The 23,642-nt window shown below is 32.5% G+C and carries 23 protein-coding genes, 1 riboswitch and 2 other annotated features (1 of these 26 only partly in view); all 23 genes read right to left on the bottom strand.

Annotated elements, in window-relative coordinates; genetic code table 11:
* Positions 1-33, bottom strand: a binding site (T-box leader); it reaches 180 nt to the left of the window's first position.
* Positions 34-81: 48 nt separating this feature from the next.
* The 23 genes from LQ686_RS01695 to mutM all read right to left on the bottom strand — a co-directional run bounded on the left by LQ686_RS01695 (position 82) and on the right by mutM (position 23,640).
* Entirely contained in the window at positions 82-1,152 is a 1,071-nt protein-coding gene (locus LQ686_RS01695; RefSeq protein ID WP_025904282.1) for an AbrB family transcriptional regulator, read from the bottom strand.
* Positions 1,153-1,207: 55 nt separating this feature from the next.
* The gene (hemL, locus tag LQ686_RS01700; protein ID WP_025904283.1) at positions 1,208-2,497 is read right to left on the bottom strand and encodes a glutamate-1-semialdehyde 2,1-aminomutase; all 1,290 of its coding nucleotides are present in this window, start codon (positions 2,495-2,497) and stop codon (positions 1,208-1,210) included.
* Between the two features lies 1 nt (position 2,498).
* A complete protein-coding gene (gene hemB / locus LQ686_RS01705) occupies positions 2,499-3,482 on the bottom strand; it encodes a porphobilinogen synthase (RefSeq protein ID WP_025904284.1) in 984 nt (327 codons plus the stop codon).
* Positions 3,479-4,162, bottom strand: coding sequence for a uroporphyrinogen-III synthase (locus LQ686_RS01710; RefSeq protein WP_025904285.1), 684 nt, complete (start codon positions 4,160-4,162; stop codon positions 3,479-3,481). The genes hemB and LQ686_RS01710 overlap by 4 nt, the downstream gene beginning before the upstream one ends.
* 15 nt (positions 4,163-4,177) lie before the next feature.
* Entirely contained in the window at positions 4,178-5,101 is a 924-nt protein-coding gene (gene hemC, locus LQ686_RS01715; RefSeq protein WP_119475065.1) for a hydroxymethylbilane synthase, read from the bottom strand.
* 18 nt (positions 5,102-5,119) lie between these two features.
* Positions 5,120-5,953, bottom strand: coding sequence for a cytochrome C assembly family protein (locus LQ686_RS01720; protein ID WP_025904287.1), 834 nt, complete (start codon positions 5,951-5,953; stop codon positions 5,120-5,122).
* Positions 5,954-5,973: 20 nt separating this feature from the next.
* Positions 5,974-7,311, bottom strand: coding sequence for a glutamyl-tRNA reductase (gene hemA, locus LQ686_RS01725; RefSeq protein ID WP_103360777.1), 1,338 nt, complete (start codon positions 7,309-7,311; stop codon positions 5,974-5,976).
* Between the two features lie 74 nt (positions 7,312-7,385).
* Positions 7,386-7,973: a ribosome biogenesis GTP-binding protein YihA/YsxC gene (gene yihA / locus LQ686_RS01730; protein WP_025904289.1), complete on the bottom strand. Its 588-nt coding sequence runs from the start codon at positions 7,971-7,973 to the stop codon at positions 7,386-7,388.
* Between the two features lie 149 nt (positions 7,974-8,122).
* Positions 8,123-9,385 (bottom strand): ATP-dependent Clp protease ATP-binding subunit ClpX, encoded by a 1,263-nt coding sequence (clpX, locus tag LQ686_RS01735; protein WP_025904290.1) that lies wholly within the window; start codon positions 9,383-9,385, stop codon positions 8,123-8,125.
* A 123-nt stretch (positions 9,386-9,508) separates the two neighbouring features.
* The gene (gene tig / locus LQ686_RS01740; protein ID WP_025904291.1) at positions 9,509-10,789 is read right to left on the bottom strand and encodes a trigger factor; all 1,281 of its coding nucleotides are present in this window, start codon (positions 10,787-10,789) and stop codon (positions 9,509-9,511) included.
* Positions 10,790-10,882: 93 nt separating this feature from the next.
* On the bottom strand, positions 10,883-11,812 hold the full coding sequence (locus LQ686_RS01745; protein WP_119475066.1) for a hypothetical protein: 930 nt from the start codon (positions 11,810-11,812) through the stop codon (positions 10,883-10,885).
* Positions 11,813-11,814: 2 nt separating this feature from the next.
* Positions 11,815-12,438 (bottom strand): NUDIX domain-containing protein, encoded by a 624-nt coding sequence (locus tag LQ686_RS01750; RefSeq protein ID WP_025904293.1) that lies wholly within the window; start codon positions 12,436-12,438, stop codon positions 11,815-11,817.
* Between the two features lie 149 nt (positions 12,439-12,587).
* On the bottom strand, positions 12,588-12,947 hold the full coding sequence (gene rplT, locus LQ686_RS01755; RefSeq protein WP_025904294.1) for a 50S ribosomal protein L20: 360 nt from the start codon (positions 12,945-12,947) through the stop codon (positions 12,588-12,590).
* A 42-nt stretch (positions 12,948-12,989) separates the two neighbouring features.
* Positions 12,990-13,190: a 50S ribosomal protein L35 gene (rpmI, locus tag LQ686_RS01760; protein ID WP_016910907.1), complete on the bottom strand. Its 201-nt coding sequence runs from the start codon at positions 13,188-13,190 to the stop codon at positions 12,990-12,992.
* Between the two features lie 25 nt (positions 13,191-13,215).
* Positions 13,216-13,746 carry a translation initiation factor IF-3 gene (gene infC / locus LQ686_RS01765; RefSeq protein WP_025904295.1) on the bottom strand — a complete coding sequence of 177 codons (531 nt, stop codon included), beginning with the start codon at positions 13,744-13,746 and terminating at the stop codon, positions 13,216-13,218.
* 23 nt (positions 13,747-13,769) lie between these two features.
* Positions 13,770-13,895 (bottom strand) — a sequence feature (ribosomal protein L20 leader region).
* Positions 13,896-13,947: 52 nt separating this feature from the next.
* Positions 13,948-15,441, bottom strand: coding sequence for an amino acid permease (locus tag LQ686_RS01770; protein WP_025904296.1), 1,494 nt, complete (start codon positions 15,439-15,441; stop codon positions 13,948-13,950).
* 88 nt (positions 15,442-15,529) lie between these two features.
* Positions 15,530-15,702, bottom strand: a riboswitch (Lysine riboswitch).
* A 69-nt stretch (positions 15,703-15,771) separates the two neighbouring features.
* Positions 15,772-17,700 (bottom strand): threonine--tRNA ligase, encoded by a 1,929-nt coding sequence (gene thrS / locus LQ686_RS01775; protein ID WP_119475067.1) that lies wholly within the window; start codon positions 17,698-17,700, stop codon positions 15,772-15,774.
* Between the two features lie 314 nt (positions 17,701-18,014).
* A complete protein-coding gene (gene dnaI / locus LQ686_RS01780) occupies positions 18,015-18,935 on the bottom strand; it encodes a primosomal protein DnaI (RefSeq protein WP_025904298.1) in 921 nt (306 codons plus the stop codon).
* Entirely contained in the window at positions 18,935-20,317 is a 1,383-nt protein-coding gene (locus LQ686_RS01785) for a replicative helicase loading/DNA remodeling protein DnaB (protein ID WP_103360780.1), read from the bottom strand. Before LQ686_RS01785 ends, dnaI begins: the two co-directional genes overlap by 1 nt.
* A gap of 11 nt (positions 20,318-20,328) precedes the next feature.
* A complete protein-coding gene (gene nrdR / locus LQ686_RS01790) occupies positions 20,329-20,787 on the bottom strand; it encodes a transcriptional regulator NrdR (protein ID WP_025904300.1) in 459 nt (152 codons plus the stop codon).
* A 178-nt stretch (positions 20,788-20,965) separates the two neighbouring features.
* Positions 20,966-22,000: a glyceraldehyde-3-phosphate dehydrogenase gene (locus LQ686_RS01795; protein WP_025904301.1), complete on the bottom strand. Its 1,035-nt coding sequence runs from the start codon at positions 21,998-22,000 to the stop codon at positions 20,966-20,968.
* A 162-nt stretch (positions 22,001-22,162) separates the two neighbouring features.
* Positions 22,163-22,759, bottom strand: a complete 597-nt coding sequence (gene coaE / locus LQ686_RS01800) for a dephospho-CoA kinase (RefSeq protein ID WP_103360781.1) — start codon at positions 22,757-22,759, stop codon at positions 22,163-22,165.
* Between the two features lie 8 nt (positions 22,760-22,767).
* A complete protein-coding gene (gene mutM / locus LQ686_RS01805) occupies positions 22,768-23,640 on the bottom strand; it encodes a bifunctional DNA-formamidopyrimidine glycosylase/DNA-(apurinic or apyrimidinic site) lyase (RefSeq protein WP_025904303.1) in 873 nt (290 codons plus the stop codon).
* Positions 23,641-23,642 lie beyond the last annotated feature (2 nt).

Below are 23,642 nucleotides of genomic sequence, written 5' to 3' on the forward strand. Positions count from 1 at the left end.
CAATGATTTACTCTTCCTTGATAAATATTCGATTACTTTAATAATATAAGCAGAATCCATATAAGTCAATATTGATTCAATTTAATTTCCATATTTTCTAGCTCGAGCTGTTAAGAATATTTTAATTAACGGTGCAACGATCAACAGAATAAAGAATATCCTAAATATATGATAACTTGATATCATCGCAACATCTCCACCAGTTTCTAATGCTACAACGATAATTTGAGCCATACCACCAGGTGCTGCACTTAAGAATAAGTCGTTTATATTGTCGTCTATAAATAACTCAAATACAAAAACTAGTACAAATGCACCAATAATCAGTGATACATTTTGAAATGCGATAGCAAATATCGTTTTTCTCGTTAAATTATTGATTAAATCTGATATTTGAACACCAATTCTTATACCAAATAATACTTGTGCAACGACAATGATTGGATAATCCAATGAAAAGATTTGTCCCGTATATAAATTCCATACTAATAATACAAATATCGGTGCAAGTAATTGTGGCACAGGCACTTTCAATTTATAGAATATAAAATATAAAGCGATGATACCGATTAGTAGCACAAATAGACCTGTGAAATCTAACGCTGTGAATATAGATGGTGCCTTTTCAATTTGTCCTGACGCGGTACCATCATTACCATAAATGGATGAAATAATTGGAACTAATATTACGACAAACATGATTCGAGATGTTTGTGTCAGTGTAACAATTAACAAATCTGCTTTTTTATTTTCTTCAGCCATAATAACCATCTGACTTAAAGCACCTGGAATTGCACTTAACAATGCCGTTTCGAAAGTCACATTTGCAATTTTTCTAAACGCTATTGATACAATTAACGCAAGTATTAAGATAAATACTGACATTAATATAATTTGTAGCCATTCATCTTTAATATCATGAAGGACAGTAGGCGTAAATGTTGAGCCCATTTGTATCCCTAATATCAATAACCCGATATTACCTAACCATACTGGCCATTTAATCGTGCGTTTTAATACTTTAATCAATATTAAACTCGCAAATATAGGTCCAAACATCCAAGGTAATATCATGTGAATACTTTGTAACACAAAACCGAGTATAATGGCTAACAAGCATACAAATACAATGTTCCATTTATTTCTATTCATGATTAACACCTCAAAAAGATTATATCATTTATGTTTCTATATTTTGAGGTAAGTTTTATTCGTTTGTAATTCTTTCTAATGCTGTATCAAAAGCTTGAATTGTTTTTTCAATATCTTCTTTAGTATGCGCAGTAGATAGGAATGTACCTTCAAATTGTGAAGGTGGTAAGAATACGCCCTCTTGAGCCATTTCTCTATACATTTTGCTGAATAGTTCTAAATCTGATGAGTTCGCTTCATCAAAGTTAGTTACAGGTCCTTCATTTAAGAAATAACCGATCATTGAACCTGCACGATTAACCGTAATCGGAACAGAATGTTTCGCAAACACTTCTTTTAGACCTTTTTCAAGTAAATCTCCAAGTTCATTAAAGTATTGATAGCTTTCTTCAGTTAATTCACTTAGTGTTGCGTAACCACTTGTCATTGCTAACGGGTTACCTGAAAGTGTACCTGCTTGATATACATTACCGACTGGTGCTATTTCTTCCATAATTTCTCTCTTACCACCGAATGCTCCAACTGGTAGTCCGCCACCTATAACTTTACCTAAACATGTTAAATCAGGTGTTACACCAAAGTAACCTTGCGCACAATTATAGCCAACTCTAAATCCAGTCATGACTTCATCGAAAATAAGTAATGAGCCATATTCTTTCGTAATATCGCGTAAACCTTCTAAGAAGCCTTCAACTGGTGGCACGACGCCCATGTTACCAGCAACTGGTTCAACTATAACGCCTGCAATATCTTCACCAAAGTGTTCAAACGCAACTTTTACAGCTTCAATATCATTATATGGTACAGTTACAGTATTTTTAGCTGTGCCTTCTGGTACACCAGGAGAATCTGGTAAACCTAAAGTTGCAACACCAGAACCTGCTTTAATCAATAATGAATCACTATGACCGTGATAGCATCCTTCAAATTTCAATATCTTATTTCTGCCAGTATATCCTCTAGCAAGACGTAAAGCAGCTAATGTCGCTTCTGTACCTGAAGAAACCATTCTTACCATTTCAATAGATGGCACACGTTCAATAACAAGTTTAGCCATTTTATTTTCAAGTTCAGTTGATGCACCGAATGAAGTTCCTTTATCAACTGCTTCATGTAATGCAGCTTTTACTTTTTCATGTGTATGACCTAGAATTAATGGTCCCCAACTTAACACATAATCAATGTATTCATTACCATCTACATCATAAATTTTAGATCCTTGTCCGTGGTCCATAAAAATCGGTGGTGTATCTACTGATTTAAAAGCACGTACTGGACTATTTACGCCTCCTGGCATTAAATTTACGGCTTCACCATAGGCATTTATTGAACGTTCATATCTCATATTAGTAGTCTCCTCCGTCTAAATATTTACAAATATCTTTAGCAAAATAAGTAATAATCATGTCAGCTCCAGCACGTTTCATTGACGTCATTTGTTCCATCACGATTTTTTCTTCATCAATCCAGCCATTTAATGCAGCTGCTTTTGTCATACTGTATTCTCCACTTACATTGTATGCAACAATTGGTAAGTCTGATCGATTACGAACATCTCTAATGATATCTAAATAGCTAAGTGCTGGTTTAACAATCATCATGTCGCAACCTTCTTTAATATCACTTTCTAATTCTCTGAATGCTTCTAATCGATTACTTGGATCCATTTGATAAGTCTTACGATCACCAAATGAAGGTGCCCCTTCTGCTGCTTCTCTGAATGGACCATAGAAACTAGATGCGTATTTAATACCATAACTCATAATAGGAATATTTATAAATCCGGCTTGATCTAAGCCCTCTCTAATTTCAGCGACAAATCCGTCCATCATATTACTTGGCGCAATAATATCTGCCCCAGCTTTAGCTTGTGATACAGCTGTTTTTACAAGTAATTCTAATGATTGATCGTTATCTACATCTTTTGTTTCTTCGTTTATTACACCGCAATGTCCGTGGTCTGTATATTCACATAAACATGTATCCGCAACAACTAACATATCTGGGAATTTACTTTTAGATAATCGTGTTGCTTTTTGTATAATACCATCATCAATAAAAGCACCTGTTCCACAAGCATCTTTCTCATTTGGTATACCAAAGAACATAACACCTCTAATGCCTAAATCATAAGCTTCTTTAAGCTCTTGTTCTAATAAGTTTAAACTTAATTGATAAATACCTGGCATTGAAGATATTTCGTTTTTAATATTATCTTCTTCAATTACAAAAATCGGATATATTAAATCTGATTTATGAACATACGTTTCTTTCACCATATTTCTCATTACTTGAGATGATCTAAGTCTTCTATGTCTATCAAATTTCATGATTTTACCTCTTTCAAAATTGTATTTATCATGCCTTCTAATGTGTATTCTTCTGCTACTTTAGAAGGTTGATGATATGTATTTAACTTTCGCTCTGTTATCGCACCAATTACATAAACTTCAACTGAGCCCGGAATTCGATTATAGTTATCAAAATAACTAGAAACAGCTGATGAACTTGAAAAAGTAACATGCGTTATTTCTTGCTGTTGTATCAGTTCATGTACTTTTCTAACATTTTCTATATTTGTAACAGGCTCATAAAGATGCAGAACTTGTACTTGATTATCCCATTTCATAAGTTCTTTCGCCAGTTTATCTCTAGCTTGTTTACTACACGGGATTAATATAGATTGATTTGTGAACTGATCTTTAAATTCATGTAATAAACCTTCTTGAGTAAATGAATCTGGCATTAAATCCACTGGGATGTTGTACTGATCTGCTACTTTTTTTGTTTTTGTACCGATAACTGCTATACGATCGACTTCTATTTGATTTAAATATGGTTCAAATATTTTGATCGCATTTACAGACGTAAAAATAAGCCAATCATAGTGTGGTTTTAAACAAGATTGTTCAAATTTGATAGGAACAATATCAATGAACGGATAATGACGAATTTCGACATCTTCACGTTGAACAGTTCTTGTACTTGTAACCACAATGATTGGCTTCATGTTAACGACTCCTTATTATGCTTCTTCGTTCAATTTCTTAATGATTTCATATGCACCTTGTGCTTTTAGTTCTTCAGAAACTTGTTTACCTATTTCAACAGGGTCAGTTCCTTTTATTGTTGATTCATATCTTTCTTTACCGTCTGGAGACATGATTAAACCTGTAAATGAAATTTCATCATTTTCAAGTGTTGCGTAACCAGCTATTGGCACTTTACAACTACCATCCATTTCATTTAAGAATGTTCTTTCACACGTTACACATGTTTCAACATTCTCATCATGAACTGATTTAAGAATATCTAATAATTCTTGATCATCACTTCGACATTCGATACCTAGTGCACCTTGCCCTATAGCAGGTACCATCGTATCTTCTTGTAAATATTCAGTAACGATATCATCACTCCAGCCCATACGTTTTAATCCAGCTGCAGCAAGTATAATCGCATCGAAGTCTTCAGTTTCTAATTTATTTAAGCGTGTATCAATATTTCCACGAATCCACTTAATTTCTAAATGAGGATATTTTGCTAATAATTGTGCACCACGTCTTAATGAACTTGTACCAACAATACTACCTGGTTTCAAATCTGCAAGTTTGACATGGTTATTTGCGATATATGCATCAAATGGATTTTCACGTTCTGGAATACATCCTAATGTTAATTCACCAGGTAATTCACTTGGAACATCTTTTAAGGAATGAATAGCAAAGTCAATTTCATGATTGAATAATGCTTGTTGTATTTCCTTAACGAATAATCCTTTACCGCCAACTTTAGATAATTGAACATCAATAATTTTGTCACCTTTTGTAACGATTTCTTTAATTTCAATATCTAAATCTGGGTGTTTTTCTTTTAGTTTATCTATAAATTGCTGACTCTGCGTCATAGCTAATTTACTTTTTCTTGAACCTACAATAATTTTACGCATAATTTCCTCCACCATTGTTTAGTTAAACCATTGATGAAATCCTGAAAATTTTGAGACCACCAAATAATTTATCATACACACGAGAAACATCATAATATTTGCTATAACTAACGTTTTTGTGTTGATTGATTTTCTTACTCTTAAAAATAAATAAATACCATAAAGTAGTAAGACAATTAAGGAACCGACTACTTTACTATCAACCCATATTTCACTACCAATTATAATAAGTCCCCATTGAATGCCAAGTATTAAACTAATTAATAAGACTAAAAATCCTACTAATGTAAATCTAAATACATTTTGTTCTAATTGGTCAATACTGCCCATTCTAAAGAACTTTTGATTAAATTTTTTCTCTTTTAAATTTTTTCTTTGTAACAAATACAAAATTGCATGTGATGTACTCAATGCAAAAAGAACATAGCTTAAAATAGCTAAAGAAATATGTATTAAAAGTAATTCATTCATTATATTTGCAGCAGTATTTTCTGTGTCATACTGTTCTGGTCTAAATGTATGAATAACTAAAAATACAAATCCAATCAAATTGATAATAAAGACTGTTAAATCTGTGGATTTAAAATAATTTAAAACTAATGAAACAGTGATAATCATCCATGTATAAAAATAAAATCCTTCGAAAATTGTAAGTACAGGGAATTGTTTAGTTGTAAAAATATACATGCACAAAAAGATTGTTTGAAAAATCCAAACAATCCCTAGCGCATAATACCCAAACTTTCTAACTTTAGAATTCTTTTGAATAAAGTCATAAAAATAGCACCCTAAACAAATCATGTAAATAATTAATACTATTTCATGCAAACGTACAGAAATTACATCTTGCATAGCATCACCATTATTTTGTATTAAGATTCAACTGTTTTAGGAGACAATTGATCTTGTTTTAATTCTTTCTTAGTTTCATTTATTCGCTCAACTTCACTTGAGATATTGAAGATTTCTTGGAATAATTCTAATTTTTCTTTTGATTTTTTGTCCGTTGATAATTCTTTTGCTTGTGTAATCGGATCTTTTAATAGTTGATTGACGATACTCTTCATGTGTTTAGAAATAACTTTACGCTCTCTGTCAGTCATATCAGGAAGCTTTCTTTCAACACTCATCATTGTATCTTGTTGTATATGTGATGCTTTATCTCTTAATGCCGTAATGATTGGCACAACACCTAACATATTTACCCATTCATCGTGTTTATCAATTTCTTTAGCAATTAATAATTCAATTTCACGTGCTGCTTGTTCACGTTCAGCTAAATTAGCATCAACAAGTCCGTTTAAATCATCCACGTCATAATTAAACATTGAATCTAAATCATTTACACCTGGGTCTATATCTCTAGGTACCGCAATATCAATTAATACTAACGGCTTATTTCTTCTAAAACGCTCTACATCACGCATCATATCTTTAGTTAATACATAATGTTCCGCACTAGTAGAACTGATCACAATATCAGCTTCCATTAATGAACATTGTAATTCATTGATGCTTTTCGCTACACCTTTATACTGCATCGCAAGAGATTCCGCTTTTGCTACTGTACGGTTTAAAACAGTGATGTCTTTAACGCCACTACCATTTAAATTCGCAACAGCTAACTCAGCCATTTCCCCTGCACCAATGATTAATGCTTTCTTATTATCTAATTTACCTAAAACTTTTTTAGATAATTCAACAGCTGCATAAGAAACTGAAACAGCATTTGACGCAATATCAGTCTCATGATGCGCACGTTTAGCTAAAGTAATTGCTTGTTTAAACAGACGGTTAAACATCGTTCCGGTTGTAACCTCTGTTTGAGCAATTTGAAATGCGTCTTTCATTTGACCTAGAATTTGAGTCTCTCCTAGAACCATAGAGTCTAATCCAGAAGTTACTCTGAATAAATGTTCCACTGCGTCATTCTCAGTTAAAACATTTGTATATTGTTTAATTGTATCTAAAGATTGATCAAACCAATCTGCTAAAAATGACTGAATATAATATTTACCAGTGTGAATTTGATCTACAACAGCATATACTTCAGTTCTATTACAAGTCGATAAGATTACACATTCTAATATAGATTTTTGATTGTTTAGTGTTACAAGCGCATTCTCAATTTCTTGATCATTAAAAGCTAGTTTTTCACGCATTGCAACATCTGCAGTCTTATAGTTTACGCTTACTACAACAACATGCACTTCTAACGCCCCCATTAATTTATGTCCAATGTCTAAATTATAACATTTCTAATCTAGAAATGTGAGTAATTTGTTTAAATAAATTGTGACAATAATGCCCAAATATTGTCTGTCTTATCTTTGTTTAAAGATGAGTAACTAATCAATTTATCTTCAGGATCTAATTCTAAGGTTTGTCTAATGATTTTTAAATGCTTTTGTACTTTACCTTTAGGAATTTTATCCTCTTTAGTCGCAATGACTATAGTTGGTATTTCAAAATGTTTCAGATAGTTATACATCAACACATCATCTTGAGTCGGTTTATGTCTAATATCAACTAATTGAATTACACATCTTAATGCTTCTCTAGTTGTTAAATACTGCTCAATCATTTTACCAAACTGTTCTCTTTGTTTTTTACTAACTTTAGCATATCCATAACCTGGCACATCTACAAAGATAAGTTGCTCATCGATATTAAAGAAGTTTAATGTTTGTGTCTTACCTGGTTTCGATGACGTTCTTGCAACTTTTTTTCTTGAAATTAACGTATTGATAAATGTTGATTTCCCAACATTTGAACGTCCGCTAAGTGCTATTTCTGGCAAACCAGTCTCAGGATATTGTTTTGGATCTACTGCACTGATTATAATATCTACATTATTCGGATTAATTTTCATCGTTTTCTCCTACAAGTTTGTTTCTTTTATTATATCTTATCTTACTTATATTTTAAACACAGTAACGATAGGTCTATCAAATCACTTTTAAACATTAAAGAAGGCTGAGACAGTTAATAACATGTCTCAGCCTTTATAATCATATGTGATTATGCTGATGTTTTTTCATCATTGATTAAATTACCTTCACTATCATATAAGTTTGGTAATTTATGATCTCTAATTGTATCTTCAGTAATAACTACCTTACTTACATCAGAGCTAGATGGAATATCAAACATAATATCGATTAAAGCTTCTTCAATAATTGAACGAAGTCCACGTGCACCTGTTTTACGTTCTATTGCTAATTCACTAATAGCCGTAAGTGCTTGTTCATCAAATTGTAGTTCAACATCATCTAATTCAAGCATCTTAGTATATTGTTTAACTAACGCATTCTTAGGTTGCGTTAAAATATTTTTCAATGCATCAACATCTAATGTTTCAAGGTTAGCTACAATTGGAATTCTACCAATAAATTCAGGAATTAAACCATATGCCTGTAAATCTTCTGGTCTAATTTGTGATAATAATGATTCTTCGTCACTAATTTCATCACCTGAACTACTAAAGCCGATAACTTTTTCACCAAGTCTACGTTTAATAACTTCATCAATACCATCAAAGGCACCACCAAGGATAAATAGAATATTTGTTGTATCTATTTGAATAAACTCTTGGTTTGGATGCTTTCTTCCACCTTGTGGCGGTACACTTGCTGTCGTACCTTCTAAGATCTTAAGTAACGCTTGTTGTACACCTTCACCAGATACATCACGTGTAATTGACGTATTCTCTGATTTACGTGCAATCTTATCAATTTCATCCACGTAAATGATACCTTTTTCAGCACTTTCAACATCGAAATCTGCTGCTTGGATTAATCTTAATAATATATTTTCAACGTCTTCACCAACGTAACCTGCTTCAGTTAAACTTGTTGCATCTGCAATTGCAAATGGTACATTTAATGATTTAGCTAACGTTTGTGCAAGCAATGTTTTACCACTACCAGTAGGTCCGATTAATGCAATATTACTTTTCTGTAATTCAACACCATCTTCGCTTTCAGAAGGTTGTTGTACACGTTTATAATGATTATAAACAGCTACAGCTAATGATTTTTTCGCATTTTCTTGACCGATAACATAATCATTTAATTGTTCCATAATTTCTTTAGGTGTAGGAACATCAGTAAACTGTTCTGGTTCTTGTGACTTTAATTCTTCCTCTACAATTTCAGAACATAATTCTATACATTCATTACAAATATATACGCCACTACCAGCAACAAGTTTTTTAACTTGATCCTGTTCTTTACCACAAAAAGAACATTTTAAGTTTTCTTCACCATCGTTAAATTTAAACATTTTTACACCCCTATTCTTTTTAGACTATACTAAATGTTTTTTACTTTTTCAAATTAAACGGACTAAAAAAGAATAGTAGCAGAAATATTCTGCTACTATAGTTACTTTAATACCGAATAATTATTATTCTCCAGCTGATTCAGCTACTAATAAATCGATAACTTTTTGGATTTTAAGGTCATTAACTAAAATATCGTTATTACCTAATGTTGCTTTAATATCCTCAACAGATAATCCAAATTGTTCGCTCATTTTAGCGAATTCAGCTTCAACATCTGCATCAGATACTTCGATATTCTCTGCATCAGCAATAGCTCTTAAAGTTAAATTAGTTTTAACGCGTTTTTCAGCATCTTCTTTCATTTGTGCTTTAAGTTCTTCTTCTGATTGACCTGAGAATTGATAGTATAACTCAAGGTTTAAACCTTGTTGAGAAATACGTTGTTCAAATTCTTGCATCATACGATCTAATTCTGTATTAATCATAGCTTCTGGAATATCAACTTTTGCATTGTCAGTAGCTTTTGTAATAGCTTCTTCTTTTTCAGTTGCTTCTGCTTGATTAACTTTAGCTTCTTCTAAGTCTTTACGTAATTTTTCTTTATATTCATCAACTGTGCTAACTGATTCATCAAGTTCTTGTGCTAACTCGTCATCTAATTCTGGAATTTCTTTAGATTTTACTTCGTTAACTTCACATTTGAAAGTAGCTTCTTTACCAGCTAATTCTTCAGCGTGGTATTCTTCTGGGAATGTGACAACAACATCTTTGCTATCGTTAGCTTTAAGACCGATTAATTGTTCTTCAAATCCAGGGATGAATGATCCAGAACCAATTTCAAGATCATAACCTTCTGCTTGACCACCTTCGAAAGCTTCACCATCAACATAACCATCAAAGTTAATGTTAACAACGTCTCCTTCAGCGATTTCGCCTTCTTTAACTGTTAATTCAGCTTGACGGCTTACTGCATCTTCAATTGCTTGATTGAATTCTTCGTCAGTTACTTCACGATCTTGTTTCTCGATTGAAAGACCTTTATAGTCTCCTAATTCAACTTCTGGTTCAACAGTTACAGTTGCTTCAAAGATAAGTTCTTTACCTTTTTCCATTTGTGTAACGTCGATTTCTGGACGATCAACTGGGTTGATTTCTGCCTCTTCTACTGCATTACCATATGCTTCAGGTAAAATGAAATCTAAAGCATCTTGGTATAATGATTCAACACCAAATCTTTGTTCAAATAATGGTCTTGGCATTTTACCTTTACGGAAACCAGGTACATTAATTTGTTTAACAACTTTTTTGAATGCTTTGTCTAATCCTTTATCTACTTCTTCTTTAGGAACCGTAACAGTTAATAAACCTTGGTTACCTTCTTTCTTTTCCCATGTTGCTGTCATGAATAAAAACCTCCGTGATTATCCTAATTTTATAAATTTTCAACTCTTTAATTATAACATAGCTTTCTAATGTTTCAACTATAGTGTTTATATTCATTGCAATTTTTGAATGACTTCAATGAATATGTCCCAATCTTGTTGAGTCACACTTTCGTAGTTAGCGTCTATATTAAAACGTTCTGATAAAAGTTTCAAGTAACATGCAACTAAAACATCATCATTTATATCATTTAGTGTAATTGGATACATAATAATGGCATGTTGGTTTAATAAACTTTTAGCTAACTCTATAGATGCTGGGCTATCAATTTCAAGTTGATCAATTACTTTAGGAATGATATTTTGTGTAAAATTTGTTCTTTCTATACCAGGTAATTCAGTCGGTATAACAGTAATATTCTCATCTATTTTATTGAATTTAACTTCAGCTGACCATTCACTTAATCTTAAATATTCTAATATTAAACTTTGCACATTAGGATGCAATACTTCATTCTCAATAATTTGAGCTAAAGTTAAATTAAATATACCTAAGTGATGATCAATTAAATCTATAAGTAGATTAATTTGTTCTTCAAATTGTGTTTCTTGAAATGTTCTCAATACCTCTGAAGCTTTCAACTGTCTTTGGTTTAACTTTTCTTTAGCCATATCTTGTATAGGTAGCAATACCATTCTCGTAGCATGTTCGATATTTTCATCTTTAATTTGATTAATAATTTCAACTACCGTTTGATATTGTTCTAGAAAGTATAAACTTTCTACAAAATAAATAACTATTTTGTCATAGAATGGATGACCTTGATTGAGCAATATACTCGCTTCTTCTCGCAATTCAAGATAGTAACGGCAAGATTTTAAGACTTCACATTTCTTTATTGATAGGTCATCATCCATCTCAAAATGTTGCTCATACGTTTCAAACAATTCATACGCTTCATCAAATTGTTCATTTCGAATCGCAAGATTAATATTGTTAACCAGTTGTTTTTTTAATTTTGGAAATGGAATAATTTCACTCAAGGTTACTCACCTCTTCTGTATATACCATCTATAATTAGACTACTCCATGTTTCATAATTCTTATGATTCAACAATTCTGTTTGATCAGCCCACTTAATTTTTAAAGTGTCTGTTTCAACTGCTTCAACGCTAGATTTATTAACTTTTAATTTAAAAACAACACCAATATGAACTTTACCTACTTCATCTTGATCATCATTTATAAATCCAATTAACTCCATGTTAGCTACATCTTGTTTGTTTAAACCAACTTCTTCTTCAAGTTCTCTAGCAGCATTCTCTCTGATTACCTCTTCAACTGTTACAGCTTCAGGGACATCATTCATATGACCGCCTACTCCTATTGAACTTAAACCATGTAATCGGCTTTCGCCACCACCAGTTAATCTTTCATACACAAGTACTTCGTCGTCCTCATTTTCTAATATACAATATGAAATAAGTTGTTTATATGAAGGATCTTCTTCCATATCGCCACGACGTTTTGTTTCAAATTGACTAATTGTTTCATAAATATATTTAGTTTCTTCATCTTGAATAGATTTAAACCCATCAAATTGATAAGCTTCGTCTTTAAATATTAATTTACGTGGTACTACTGTAATCATTTCATCAAATTTAGACATAATAGACTCCTTATTCTTATTTCTACACTATTTTATCAAAGCGAATTTGAAGCGTAAAGAAGACGCACTTTCTACTATATTATTTCATAAAAAAAGCCATCAATAAAGTTAATAACTTTATTGACAGCTTATACAACAATGAAATGCAATTATTTAGCTAAAGCGTCTTTAGCTTTAGTAGCTAATTCAGCAAATGCTTTTTCGTCTGAAATAGCGATTTCAGAAAGCATTTTACGGTTAATTTCAATACCAGCTACTTTAAGACCATTCATTAAACGGCTATAGCTGATGTCGTTTTGACGAGCTGCCGCATTAATACGTGCAATCCATAATTTACGGAATTCACGTTTTTTCTGACGACGGTCACGGTAAGCGTAGTTACCAGATTTCATAACTTGTTGCTTAGCAACTTTATATAATGTATGTTTTGAACCAAAGTAACCTTTAGATAATTTTAAAACTTTTTTACGACGAGCTCTCGTCACTGTTCCACCTTTAACACGTGGCATGATAATTCCTCCTTAAAATGGACCATTAGTCCGCTATGTTTATTATTTTACGTACGTTAACATTTGTTTAACTCGTTTAGTATCTGATTTAGAAACTAATGAAGCTTTACGCAATTTACGTTTTGCTTTTGTAGATTTGTTTGCGAATAAGTGTGAAGTGAACGCTCTAGAACGTTTTAATTGACCTGAACCAGTTCTTTTAACACGTTTTGCTGCTCCACGATGAGTTTTCATTTTAGGCATTGAGATTTCCTCCTATAATTTCGGTTTATTTGTCGTTTGAAATTGGCGCTAACATTAAGAACATTGAACGCCCTTCCATTTTAGGTCTTTGTTCAACTGTTGCTATGTCTTTACAAGATTCTGCAAAGCGTTCTAACACACGTTGACCAATTTCTTTATGCGTGATCGCACGACCTCTAAATCTAATCGATACTTTAACTTTATCTTCTTTAGATAAGAATTTTTGAGCATGTTTCAATTTAGTTTCGAAGTCATGTTCTTCGATAGTTGGACTTAATCGAATTTCTTTAACATTGACTACTTTTTGTTTCTTACGCATTTCTTTTTCTTTCTTCTGCTGTTCGAATTTGTATTTACCGTAATCCATAATTCTTGCAACAGGTGGTTTAGCATTAGGCGCTACGATTACAACGTCTAAATCTACTCGTTCAGCCATTTCAAGGGCTTCATATTTAGATTTAACACCAATTTGCTCACCATCTTGGCCAATTAGGCGAAGTTCTTTTGCACGAATTTTGTCGTTAACTTGAGTCTGATCTTTAGCTATGGTTGACACCTCCTAGAATTTTACGAAGTCGTCCAAGAAAAAAAGAACGAATGCATAATGCACCCGTTCTCATCCATAAACTTTAAAGGTTTATTGTACCTGCTAACTGCTTTACGCGTCACTACAGGTGAGAAGCGGGTATGCTTCTACTTGGTCCGTTTCGTATTCAACAAAACTTATCTTACCAATTATAAACCCTTATGTCAATGTTTATTTAATATTCTTTTCAAATTCTTTCATATCCACATCTTGACTTAAGTCAACTTTATCAAGTGGAATCATTTTAGTTCTATATTTTAGTTTATGGAAAATATAAAACGCTAAAAATACAGGAATACCCATATAAGTAATAAAGAATCTTCTTGGTTCGAATTCACCAGTTTGGATGAAATCAACATCTTGTCCTACGATTACAATCGCACATAAAGCAAATGCGAACAATGGACCAAATGGGAACCATTTAGCTTTATATTTTAATTTAGTCTTATCATAATCTTGTAGATCAAATGCTCTTCTAAATCTATAATGGCTGATTGCGATTCCTAACCATGCAATAAAGCCTGTCATACCTGAAGCAGCGATAATATATTCGTATGCGCCACCACTTAAATGCTCAATTGCAAATATAAGTATAACAACTACTGCTGTTGCAAATAATGCTGTGTATGGAACACCTGATTTATTTGTTTTTGAAAATACTGGTGATGCTAATTTATCTTTACTCATTGAGAATAGCATTCTAACTGAAGCATACATACCAGAGTTACCTGCTGATAATACTGAAGTTAAAATAACAGCATTCATAAATGAAGCAGCAAATGCTAAACCGGCATTCTCAAATACTAGTGTAAATGGTGATTTCGCAATTTCGTCTCCACCCATTAAGTTTGGATTTGTATAAGGAATAATCATACCAATTACAAAGATTGCTAAAATGTAAAATAATAAAATTCTCCAGAATACTTGTTTAATCGCTTTAGGTACTGCTCTTTCAGGATTTTCAGATTCTCCAGCTGTAATACCAATTAACTCAGTACCTTGGAATGAGAATCCTGCAACTAAGAATACACCTAATACAAGTAAGAATGTATTAACGTTCGAGTCACCTAAGAATGGTGCATCACCTGCTACAAAGTTATCAAATCCTAAGTATTCGCCACCTAGTAAACCAAATATCGTTAATAAACCTACACCAATGAAAATAATTACTGTAGCTACTTTAATAAATGCAAACCAGTATTCACTTTCCCCGTATACTCTAACTGAAAGTGCATTAAGGCCAAATATGATAACCATAAAAATGACACTCCATAACCATGATGGAATGATTTCTAGTGGTTCCCAGTAACTCACAACTTGAGATGCAATTGTAATATCAGCTGCAACTGTAATAACCCAGTTAAACCAATAGTTCCATCCCAATGCAAATCCTAGTGAAGGATCGACAAATCGAGTTGCGTAAGTACTAAAAGAACCTGAGACTGGTAAATAAGTCGCCATTTCTCCTAATGATGTCATAAGGAAGAAGACCATCAAGCCAACTATTGCATATGCTAGTAATGCACCACCCGGTCCAGCATCTCTAATGGCTCCGCCAGAAGTCATAAATAAACCTGTACCAATACAACCACCGATGGCTATCATAGAGATATGTCTATCTTTGAGTTTCCTTTGAATATTGTTCGTTGATTTTTCTTGATTCATTGCTATTTCCTTTCTCCATTCCACAATCGAGCCACTAAAAAAGTCGCATATCTCAAGAGATATGCGACCGATATATGAACATTCCATACAAATTGGTAGCACATCACTTAGTGTGACAGTCCAGTATCTATTAAACACTGACCCAACAAATCATATTATGGATATGATTCGTTTCGGCGATGCACCCTTTCATTATTTCAACATACGCGCCATTTCGCTTCTGAATAATTACTCTTGAACATCGCAACCTCTAACTCATTACTGAGGAATATTTAATTAAATTTCACTATTAAAACTATACCCGATGATTCTAGAAATTTCAATAGGCTATTACTTTTTTAGTCGAATTTCATCCACAATATTCCAGATGAATTCGTCTTTTTCAACTGTTTTTGAATCTTTTGATCCGTATCGACGTACATTTACTTCTTGGTTTTCTACTTCTTTATCACCGACAACGATTTGGTACGGTATTTTTTTCATTTGAGCTTCACGAATTTTATATCCCATTTTTTCGTTACGGTCGTCAATATGAACACGTACACCTTGAGATTTTAATTCATCGTTTAATGCTCTTGCATAATCGTAATGTAAGTCAACATTTACAGGTATAATTTCCACTTGTTTTGGTGCTAACCAAAGTGGGAATGCACCTTTAGTTTCTTCTATTAAGAATGCAGTAAATCTTTCCATAGTAGAAATTACGCCTCTATGAATAACAACTGGACGATGTTCTTCACCATCATTACCGATATAAGTTAAATCAAATTTTTGTGGTAATAAGAAATCTAATTGAGCAGTAGATAGTGTTTCTTCTTTACCCATTGCTGTTTTAACTTGAACGTCTAATTTAGGACCATAGAACGCCGCTTCACCGATTGCTTCTTCATATGGTAAAGCCATTTCATCGATTACTTCTTTAAGAACCGCTTGTGCTTTATTCCACATTTCGTCATCGTCAAAGTATTTTTCTTTATCTTCTGGATCACGATAACTTAATCTGAATTTATAATCCTCGAAACCGAAATCTTTATACACATCAAGTATCATGTTAACAACGCGTTTAAATTCTTCTTTAATTTGGTCTGGACGAACAAAGATATGTGCATCATTTAAAGTCATACCTCTAACACGTTGTAAACCAGATACTGCACCGCTTGCTTCATATCTATGCATCATACCTAATTCAGCTATACGAATTGGTAACTCTCTATATGAATGACGACTATTTTTATAAATCATCATGTGATGTGGACAGTTCATAGGTCTAAGCACAAGTTCTTCATTACCTAAATCCATTGGAGGGAACATATCTTCGTGATAGTGATCCCAATGTCCAGATCTCTTGTAGAAATCTACATTAGCCATAATTGGTGTATACACGTGGTCATAACCCATTGCAACTTCTTTATCTACAATATAACGTTCTAATTCACGTCTAATTGTTGCACCATTTGGTAACCATAAAGGTAATCCAGCACCAACATCTTGATTAGTAGTAAATAATTCTAGTTCTCTACCGATTTTACGGTGATCACGTTCTTTTCTTTCTTCTAATACTTTCAAGTAAGCTTTTAATTCTTTTTTATCAAAGAATGCTGTTCCATAAATACGTTGCAACATCTTATTGTTTGAGTCACCTCTCCAATAAGCACCTGCAGTAGATAACAATTTAAATTCTTTAATTTTTGAAGTTGAAGGAACATGTACGCCTCGACATAAATCTGTAAATTCACCTTGAGAATAAAGTGTTACATTTTCGTCTTCAGGAATAGCATCGATCAACTCTAATTTATACTCATCATTTTTAAAGAATGCTTTTGCTTCATCGCGACTTACAACTTTACGTTCAATTTTAAAGTTTTCATTCACAATTTGTTTCATTTCTTTTTCGATAGTTTCAAAGTCGTCACTAGAAATTTTATGTTCTGTATCTACGTCGTAGTAGAAACCACCTTCGATTACAGGACCTACACCAAACTTCACATCTCCGTATAATCTTTGTAAAGCTTGTGCCATTAAATGTGCAGTTGAATGTCTTAACACTTCTAAAGCTTCGTCGCTTCCAGGTGTAACGATTTCAATTTCCCCATCATTTTCTAAAGTTCTTGTTAAATCTACTAACTGACCATTAAATTTACCAGCCACAGCTTTCTTTCTTAAACCTGGGCTAATAGATTGAGCGATTTCTTCAGTAGTTGTGCCTTGTTCAAACCCTTTCACATTACCATCCGGAAACTTAATATTTATCTCACTCATAACGACTTCCTCCTCTTTTTTATTAAAGAACACAAAAAAGAGACCTCATCCAAAGGGACGAAATCTCTCGCGGTACCACCCTCATTAACGCACTTCACATATAAGTACGATAACTCTACATAAGATAACGGTCTTGAGCCGAATGTGGATTAACACATCATGTATTGAGGGAGTAACCATTTATATTGCATTATCTCAATTCCAGCTCAATGAGACTCTCTGTTAATGCTTTATAGACGTCATGTCCTCTAAATTTGTATATTCATTTAAGATAATTCAATTATACAACTCTACTGTAAAATATCAAGCTAAAATTAAGCGCGATAGTTTTTACCATCTAGCTCATATGGTTCAGAGATTGTTTTAATACGTTCCATTATTCGACTAGCTTTTGTTATTTCTGAACCTTGTCGTGTTTTGCTCAAATGAAATTCTAATTCATCAAAGTTAAAATTTGAACTAAAGAATGTCGGTAATTTATGGACCATTCTATAATGCAATAATGGACCCAATATTTCATCACGAACCCATGGCGTCAGTTCTTCTGCACCAATATCATCTAACATCAATACTTTAGCTTCACGAGCCGCTTCGAATCGACTACTGAACGAACCATCATTAAATCCATTTTTAAGTACTCTTATAAATTCAGGTAAATATATAATTGTAGAAGGTTGCTTTTTGACTTTTAACTGATTTGAAATTGCTCCTAATATATACGATTTCCCCGTTCCGAATGGACCATGAATATATAGCCCTTTAACTTCTTCACCTGCTACGATTTTATTGCAGATATCCATAGCTTTCTTAATGATTTGCATTCTAGACTCATTTTCGATGTATATATCTTTAATCGTCGCTTTCAACGTTTCTTCTGGCATTTGGAATGATGTCACTAAACTTGATTCAAACCTTTGTTCATCGTATTCGATTTTGTTCGGACAAGGTAAGTATCTTGTTTTGATGTGGTCATTCTCAATGTATAGTTCAGGTACATGACCTTTCACAAAGTTGATACAAGTGCCATAACTCCCACATTTCTCACAACATTTCGATTGATCTTTATATGCTTGTAATTGATCTAAATCTCTATCAATCATTTCGTTCGTTAATTCAGATTGATGTTCTTCTAAAAATGCCTTTACCTCTTTATGAGACAATGTATCTTTTTTAATTTTTTCTAATCGTTTTTGAAAATCTTTATTTTGTTTCAAATGTTGTCCAAGTGGTTCCATTATTGATCACCTTCTTTCCAAAAAGCTTCCATTTCTTTTTGAAGCGCTTGTTTTCTTTTTTCAAACGCAGCATCAGATTCATGATCATTTTGTTTCTCTTCTTTAGTTGATTCAGAAGATTTTTGTTTTAATAACCATTCTGGTGTCTTTTCAATTGATTTTAATTTATAAGGGTTATTCGCATTATTTTTACGTTCTTTTTTCTTCTCAGCTTTTTGTTTATCAAGATTTTTAACATAATGATAGGCTTCTTCAGCTGAAGATAATTTAAGTTTTTTCCAATTCGAAGCAATTTCTTCAATATATGCTTTCGGTAACTGCATATTATTTTTAAACATTACATACTCTAACAAGATGTTAATTACACCATACGGTAATTTTTCGCGTGTAATAATATCTTCAACAGTTCTCTTTTGTGCAATTGTTGGTTCAGATTGCGTAAATGATGATAACACGTCTATTGGACTTGTCGTATCCAACAATTCAAACCATGACAACAAAGAGTTCACTTCGCTGTTTTCAGAATGCGAATTTGCTTTAGGTTTTTCATTTTTTAAATCTAAAGTTGGCAATTCACCTTCATGCTCTATTTGATAGATTGTACGTGCATGTTTTCTTAAATCTTGAAGTGAAATCGTTTGGTTTTCTGTAATGGATTTTAAGATAATAGACTTCATTTCAACCGGTGTAATACCGTATAACGTAGCAATTTGTATGATGACTTCTTTCGTCTGTTTATTTAAAATTTCTTTAGAAATCAAATGATTACTCAACAATAGTTCTAACATTTCAAAATCAAATTGAACGTCTGACAAATCGAGTCCTTTACTTTTATATTCAGGTCGAATATTGATATCATCTTGTTGTTCAACATTCGTCAACTTTGGCACTTTAAATACATCAGTAAAGCTCTTTGTCACTTCATGAAAGCCTTGAGTCGTCACACTGTCATCTTTATATCTATTTTTTAATCTAATATATCTCGACTTACCAATTTGTTGATATAGAAATACAGATAATAAAGGATCATTAAAGAATTGCTCTGCTGTAGCAGGTTGCTCTAATTGATAAATAAATGATTGCGCTTCTTGATTCGTCTTAAAATACGTCTTCAGTAAGCCGATACCTTCTAACAAGTCTAAAGCATCTCTAAAGCTAGATAAATTTATTCTTAAATCATTCATAATTGTATAATGATTATACGCTTCTGTTTCATGATGATAATTAAATTGCGATAAATATAAATAAACACCAATTGCATCAGTTCCAATTAATGGCGTATATAAACTAACTAATATATCTTGATGTACATGTGTATAATTATAATTCGATTTAACATAGAAGCCATCACTTGGCTTGATACCACTAAAATATTCCGCCATTAATACTCACCTTACTTTCGGTCTTTCAATATGCCTTGCATAGACTTTAATAATTGATCGACATCTTTAAATTCTCTATATACTGATGCAAATCTTACATAAGATACTTGATCGACATCCATTAAATGTTCCATAACTTTTTCACCAATATCATTTGAAGATACTTCTGTGTTACCTTCAGATCTTAATTCTTTTTCAACTTGATTTGTAATTTCTTCTAATTTTTGATAAGCAACCGGTCTTTTTTCACAAGAACGTACTAAACCGTTTAATATTTTATCTCTATTAAATGTTTGTCTTGCGCCGTCTTTTTTTACGACGATTAAAGGTGTGAGCTCTACTCTTTCAAAAGTTGTGAAACGAAATCCACATGATTCACATTCTCTTCGTCTTCTAATTGCTACTAAATCATCCGCGTGTCTAGAGTCTACAACTTTGGAATTTTCATATTTACAGTTTGGACATCTCATTCGTTTCACCCCTCATATACTTATTACATAGGTTGATTATACAGTAGTTTGTTATTTTTTTAAACGCTCACTACTTTTCAAAATGCACTTATAGATACTTAACAGTATTATTATTAAATAAAAAACGTAATGCGGTATTTAATTTACCACATTACGTTTTAAATGTAACTTATATCACTTATGAAATTTTTTGTTCTCTCACTTCTGAAAGTATTTGAGCAATTTGTTCTGCTAGTTCAACAACTCTCATTGAGTAGCCCCATTCATTATCATACCAAGCCAGTACTTTCACTTTATTATCTGCAATGACCATTGTAGATTGTTCGTCAACGATTGCTGAATGTGGATTCGTTTTGAAATCAATTGAAACAAGTGGCTCATCATTAATATCCATTATCCCTTTTAATGGTCCATTACTAGCTTGACGTAATGCTTCATTCACTTCTTCAACTGTTACATTTTGTTTTAAATCGACAACTAAATCAACAAGAGAAACATTAGAAGTTGGTACTCTTAATGCCATTCCATGCATTTTCCCTTCTAATTCAGGTAATACAAGTGACAATGCTTTTGCTGCACCTGTTGAAGTTGGAATGATACTATCCGTACAAGAACGTGCTCTTCTCAAATCTTTATGAGGATTATCTAAGTTCTTTTGGTCATTCGTAAATGCATGTACAGTTGTCATTAATCCATTTTCGATTCCAAATGTATCATTTAAAACTTTGGCTACTGGGCTTAAACAATTTGTTGTACAAGATGCATTTGACACAATATCAAAATCATTTAAATCGAGCGCATCATCATTTACACCTCTAACAATTGTTTGAACATGTCCACCTTTAGATGGCCCCGTTAAAATAACTTTCTTAGCACCAGCGTCAATATGTGCGATTGCTTTATCTCCATGATTAAATTTACCAGTTGCTTCTATAACAATATCAATTCCTAAAGTTCCCCACGGTAATAATTTAGGATCTCTTTCAGATACAAGTAAAATTTTATGACCATCAATAATGATGCCATCTTCAACTGCTTTAATTTCTCCATCTAATTTGCCATGTGTAGAATCATATTTAATTAAATGAGCAATTGTTTCTGGTGGATATGAAGCATTAATAGCCACAATATTTAAATCATTTGATTTAAGTGCACCTCTTAAGACCATTCTTCCAATTCTTCCTAAACCATTAATTGCGATATTTTTCTTCATAGTCGAGAACCCCTTTTAATGTGATATACTATTTATTGCAATTAGTATATCACATTAAAAGTTTGTTGAAAACGTTTTCTATTATCTTTTTCTAAAATAAATTAAAAAAGTGGATGAATAACAAATGCTATTCATCCACTTTCATTTTAATCTTATTTAATTTTAATGATTTAACGCCTTACTATTAAGTAAATCATCAATATTTTGATGTAAATCCTCTAAACTTCCATTGTTATCAATTATATAATCAGCTAATGATTTCTTTTCATCTATTGGTATTTGTGATTGTATTCTTGCTTCCGCTTCTTCATCACTTAACTGATTACGTTCTTTAAGTCGTTGTATTTGAGTTTCTTGATCTGTATAAACTAACCAAGTTTCATCGACTGTATTTTGCAATTTGTTCTCAAACAATAACGGAATATCCATTATGACATTTTTACCATGACTTAATGCTTCTTCTTTTTCTTCATCCATAATTGTTCTTACTATCGGGTGAATAATATTGTTTAGTTTTTCTCGCATTGTTTGATCTTTAAATACAATAGATCCAACATATTGTCTATTCATTTCACCATCTACAATCGCTTCTTCTCCAAATACTTCTTTAACTTGTTGTAGACCAACGCTTCCTTTTTCGACTGCTTTTCGACTGGCTACATCGGCATCTACTATACAAAATCCTTTATCTTTTAAAATACGAGATACTGTAGACTTTCCAGTTGCAATACCTCCAGTTAAACCTATTACTTTCGCCATTTTCACACCTACTTTTGACAATTTGGACAATAGTGCGTGTTTCTTGTAGCAATGACTTTTTGTAATACTTGCCCGCCACATTGGCCACACACTTTTTTACCATATATTCTATGCTTTTCTTGCATTGTCCCTTTTTCACCATCTGCATTGTAGTAATCAGATATACTTGAACCACCGTTATCGATACCCTCTTGTAACACGTTAACCACTTCATCAAAGACCGCTTTACGTTCTTTTGAAGTTAAATCTTTCACTGGTCTCATCGGAAGAACGCCTGCTCTTAACAAAGCTTCACAAGCATATATGTTACCGCAACCTGATATAACTGTATGGTCCAATATCGCGACTTTAATTGGTTTATTTATAAATTTATTTGACATTACTTTATTTAAGTAATGTTGGTACGCTTCTTCAACAAACGGTTCTGGTGCAATTTTTAAGACTGAAGGATATTCACTTAAATCTTCCAATGCTCTTAATTCACCGAACCTTCTAATATCTGTGTAAATAAGTTGGAATCCGTTATCTAATTCGAAAATAACGTGCCAATGCTTTCTATGGTTATCAACTTCAATATGACTTAAATCTGGAACTGTAAAGAATGCCCCCGTCATACCAAAGTGACACATGATAACATTGCTATTTTCACCGTTATCTATTTCCATAAAAATATATTTACTTCTACGATAGACACTCATAATCTTGTATTGTTCAGTACGTTCTTTGAATACAGCTAATGAACTACCTTTTATAATTGTTTCTTTACCTGTCGATTTGCCCAATTCAACTTTTTCTGAAAAAGTTACATTTTTTATTGTGGCACCGACAATTTTAGGTTCAATCACTTTTTTAACACTTTCTACTTCTGGTAACTCTGGCATAT

This window comes from Mammaliicoccus sp. J-M41, from assembly GCF_022385935.1.
Lineage (GTDB): Bacteria > Bacillota > Bacilli > Staphylococcales > Staphylococcaceae > Mammaliicoccus > Mammaliicoccus sciuri_A.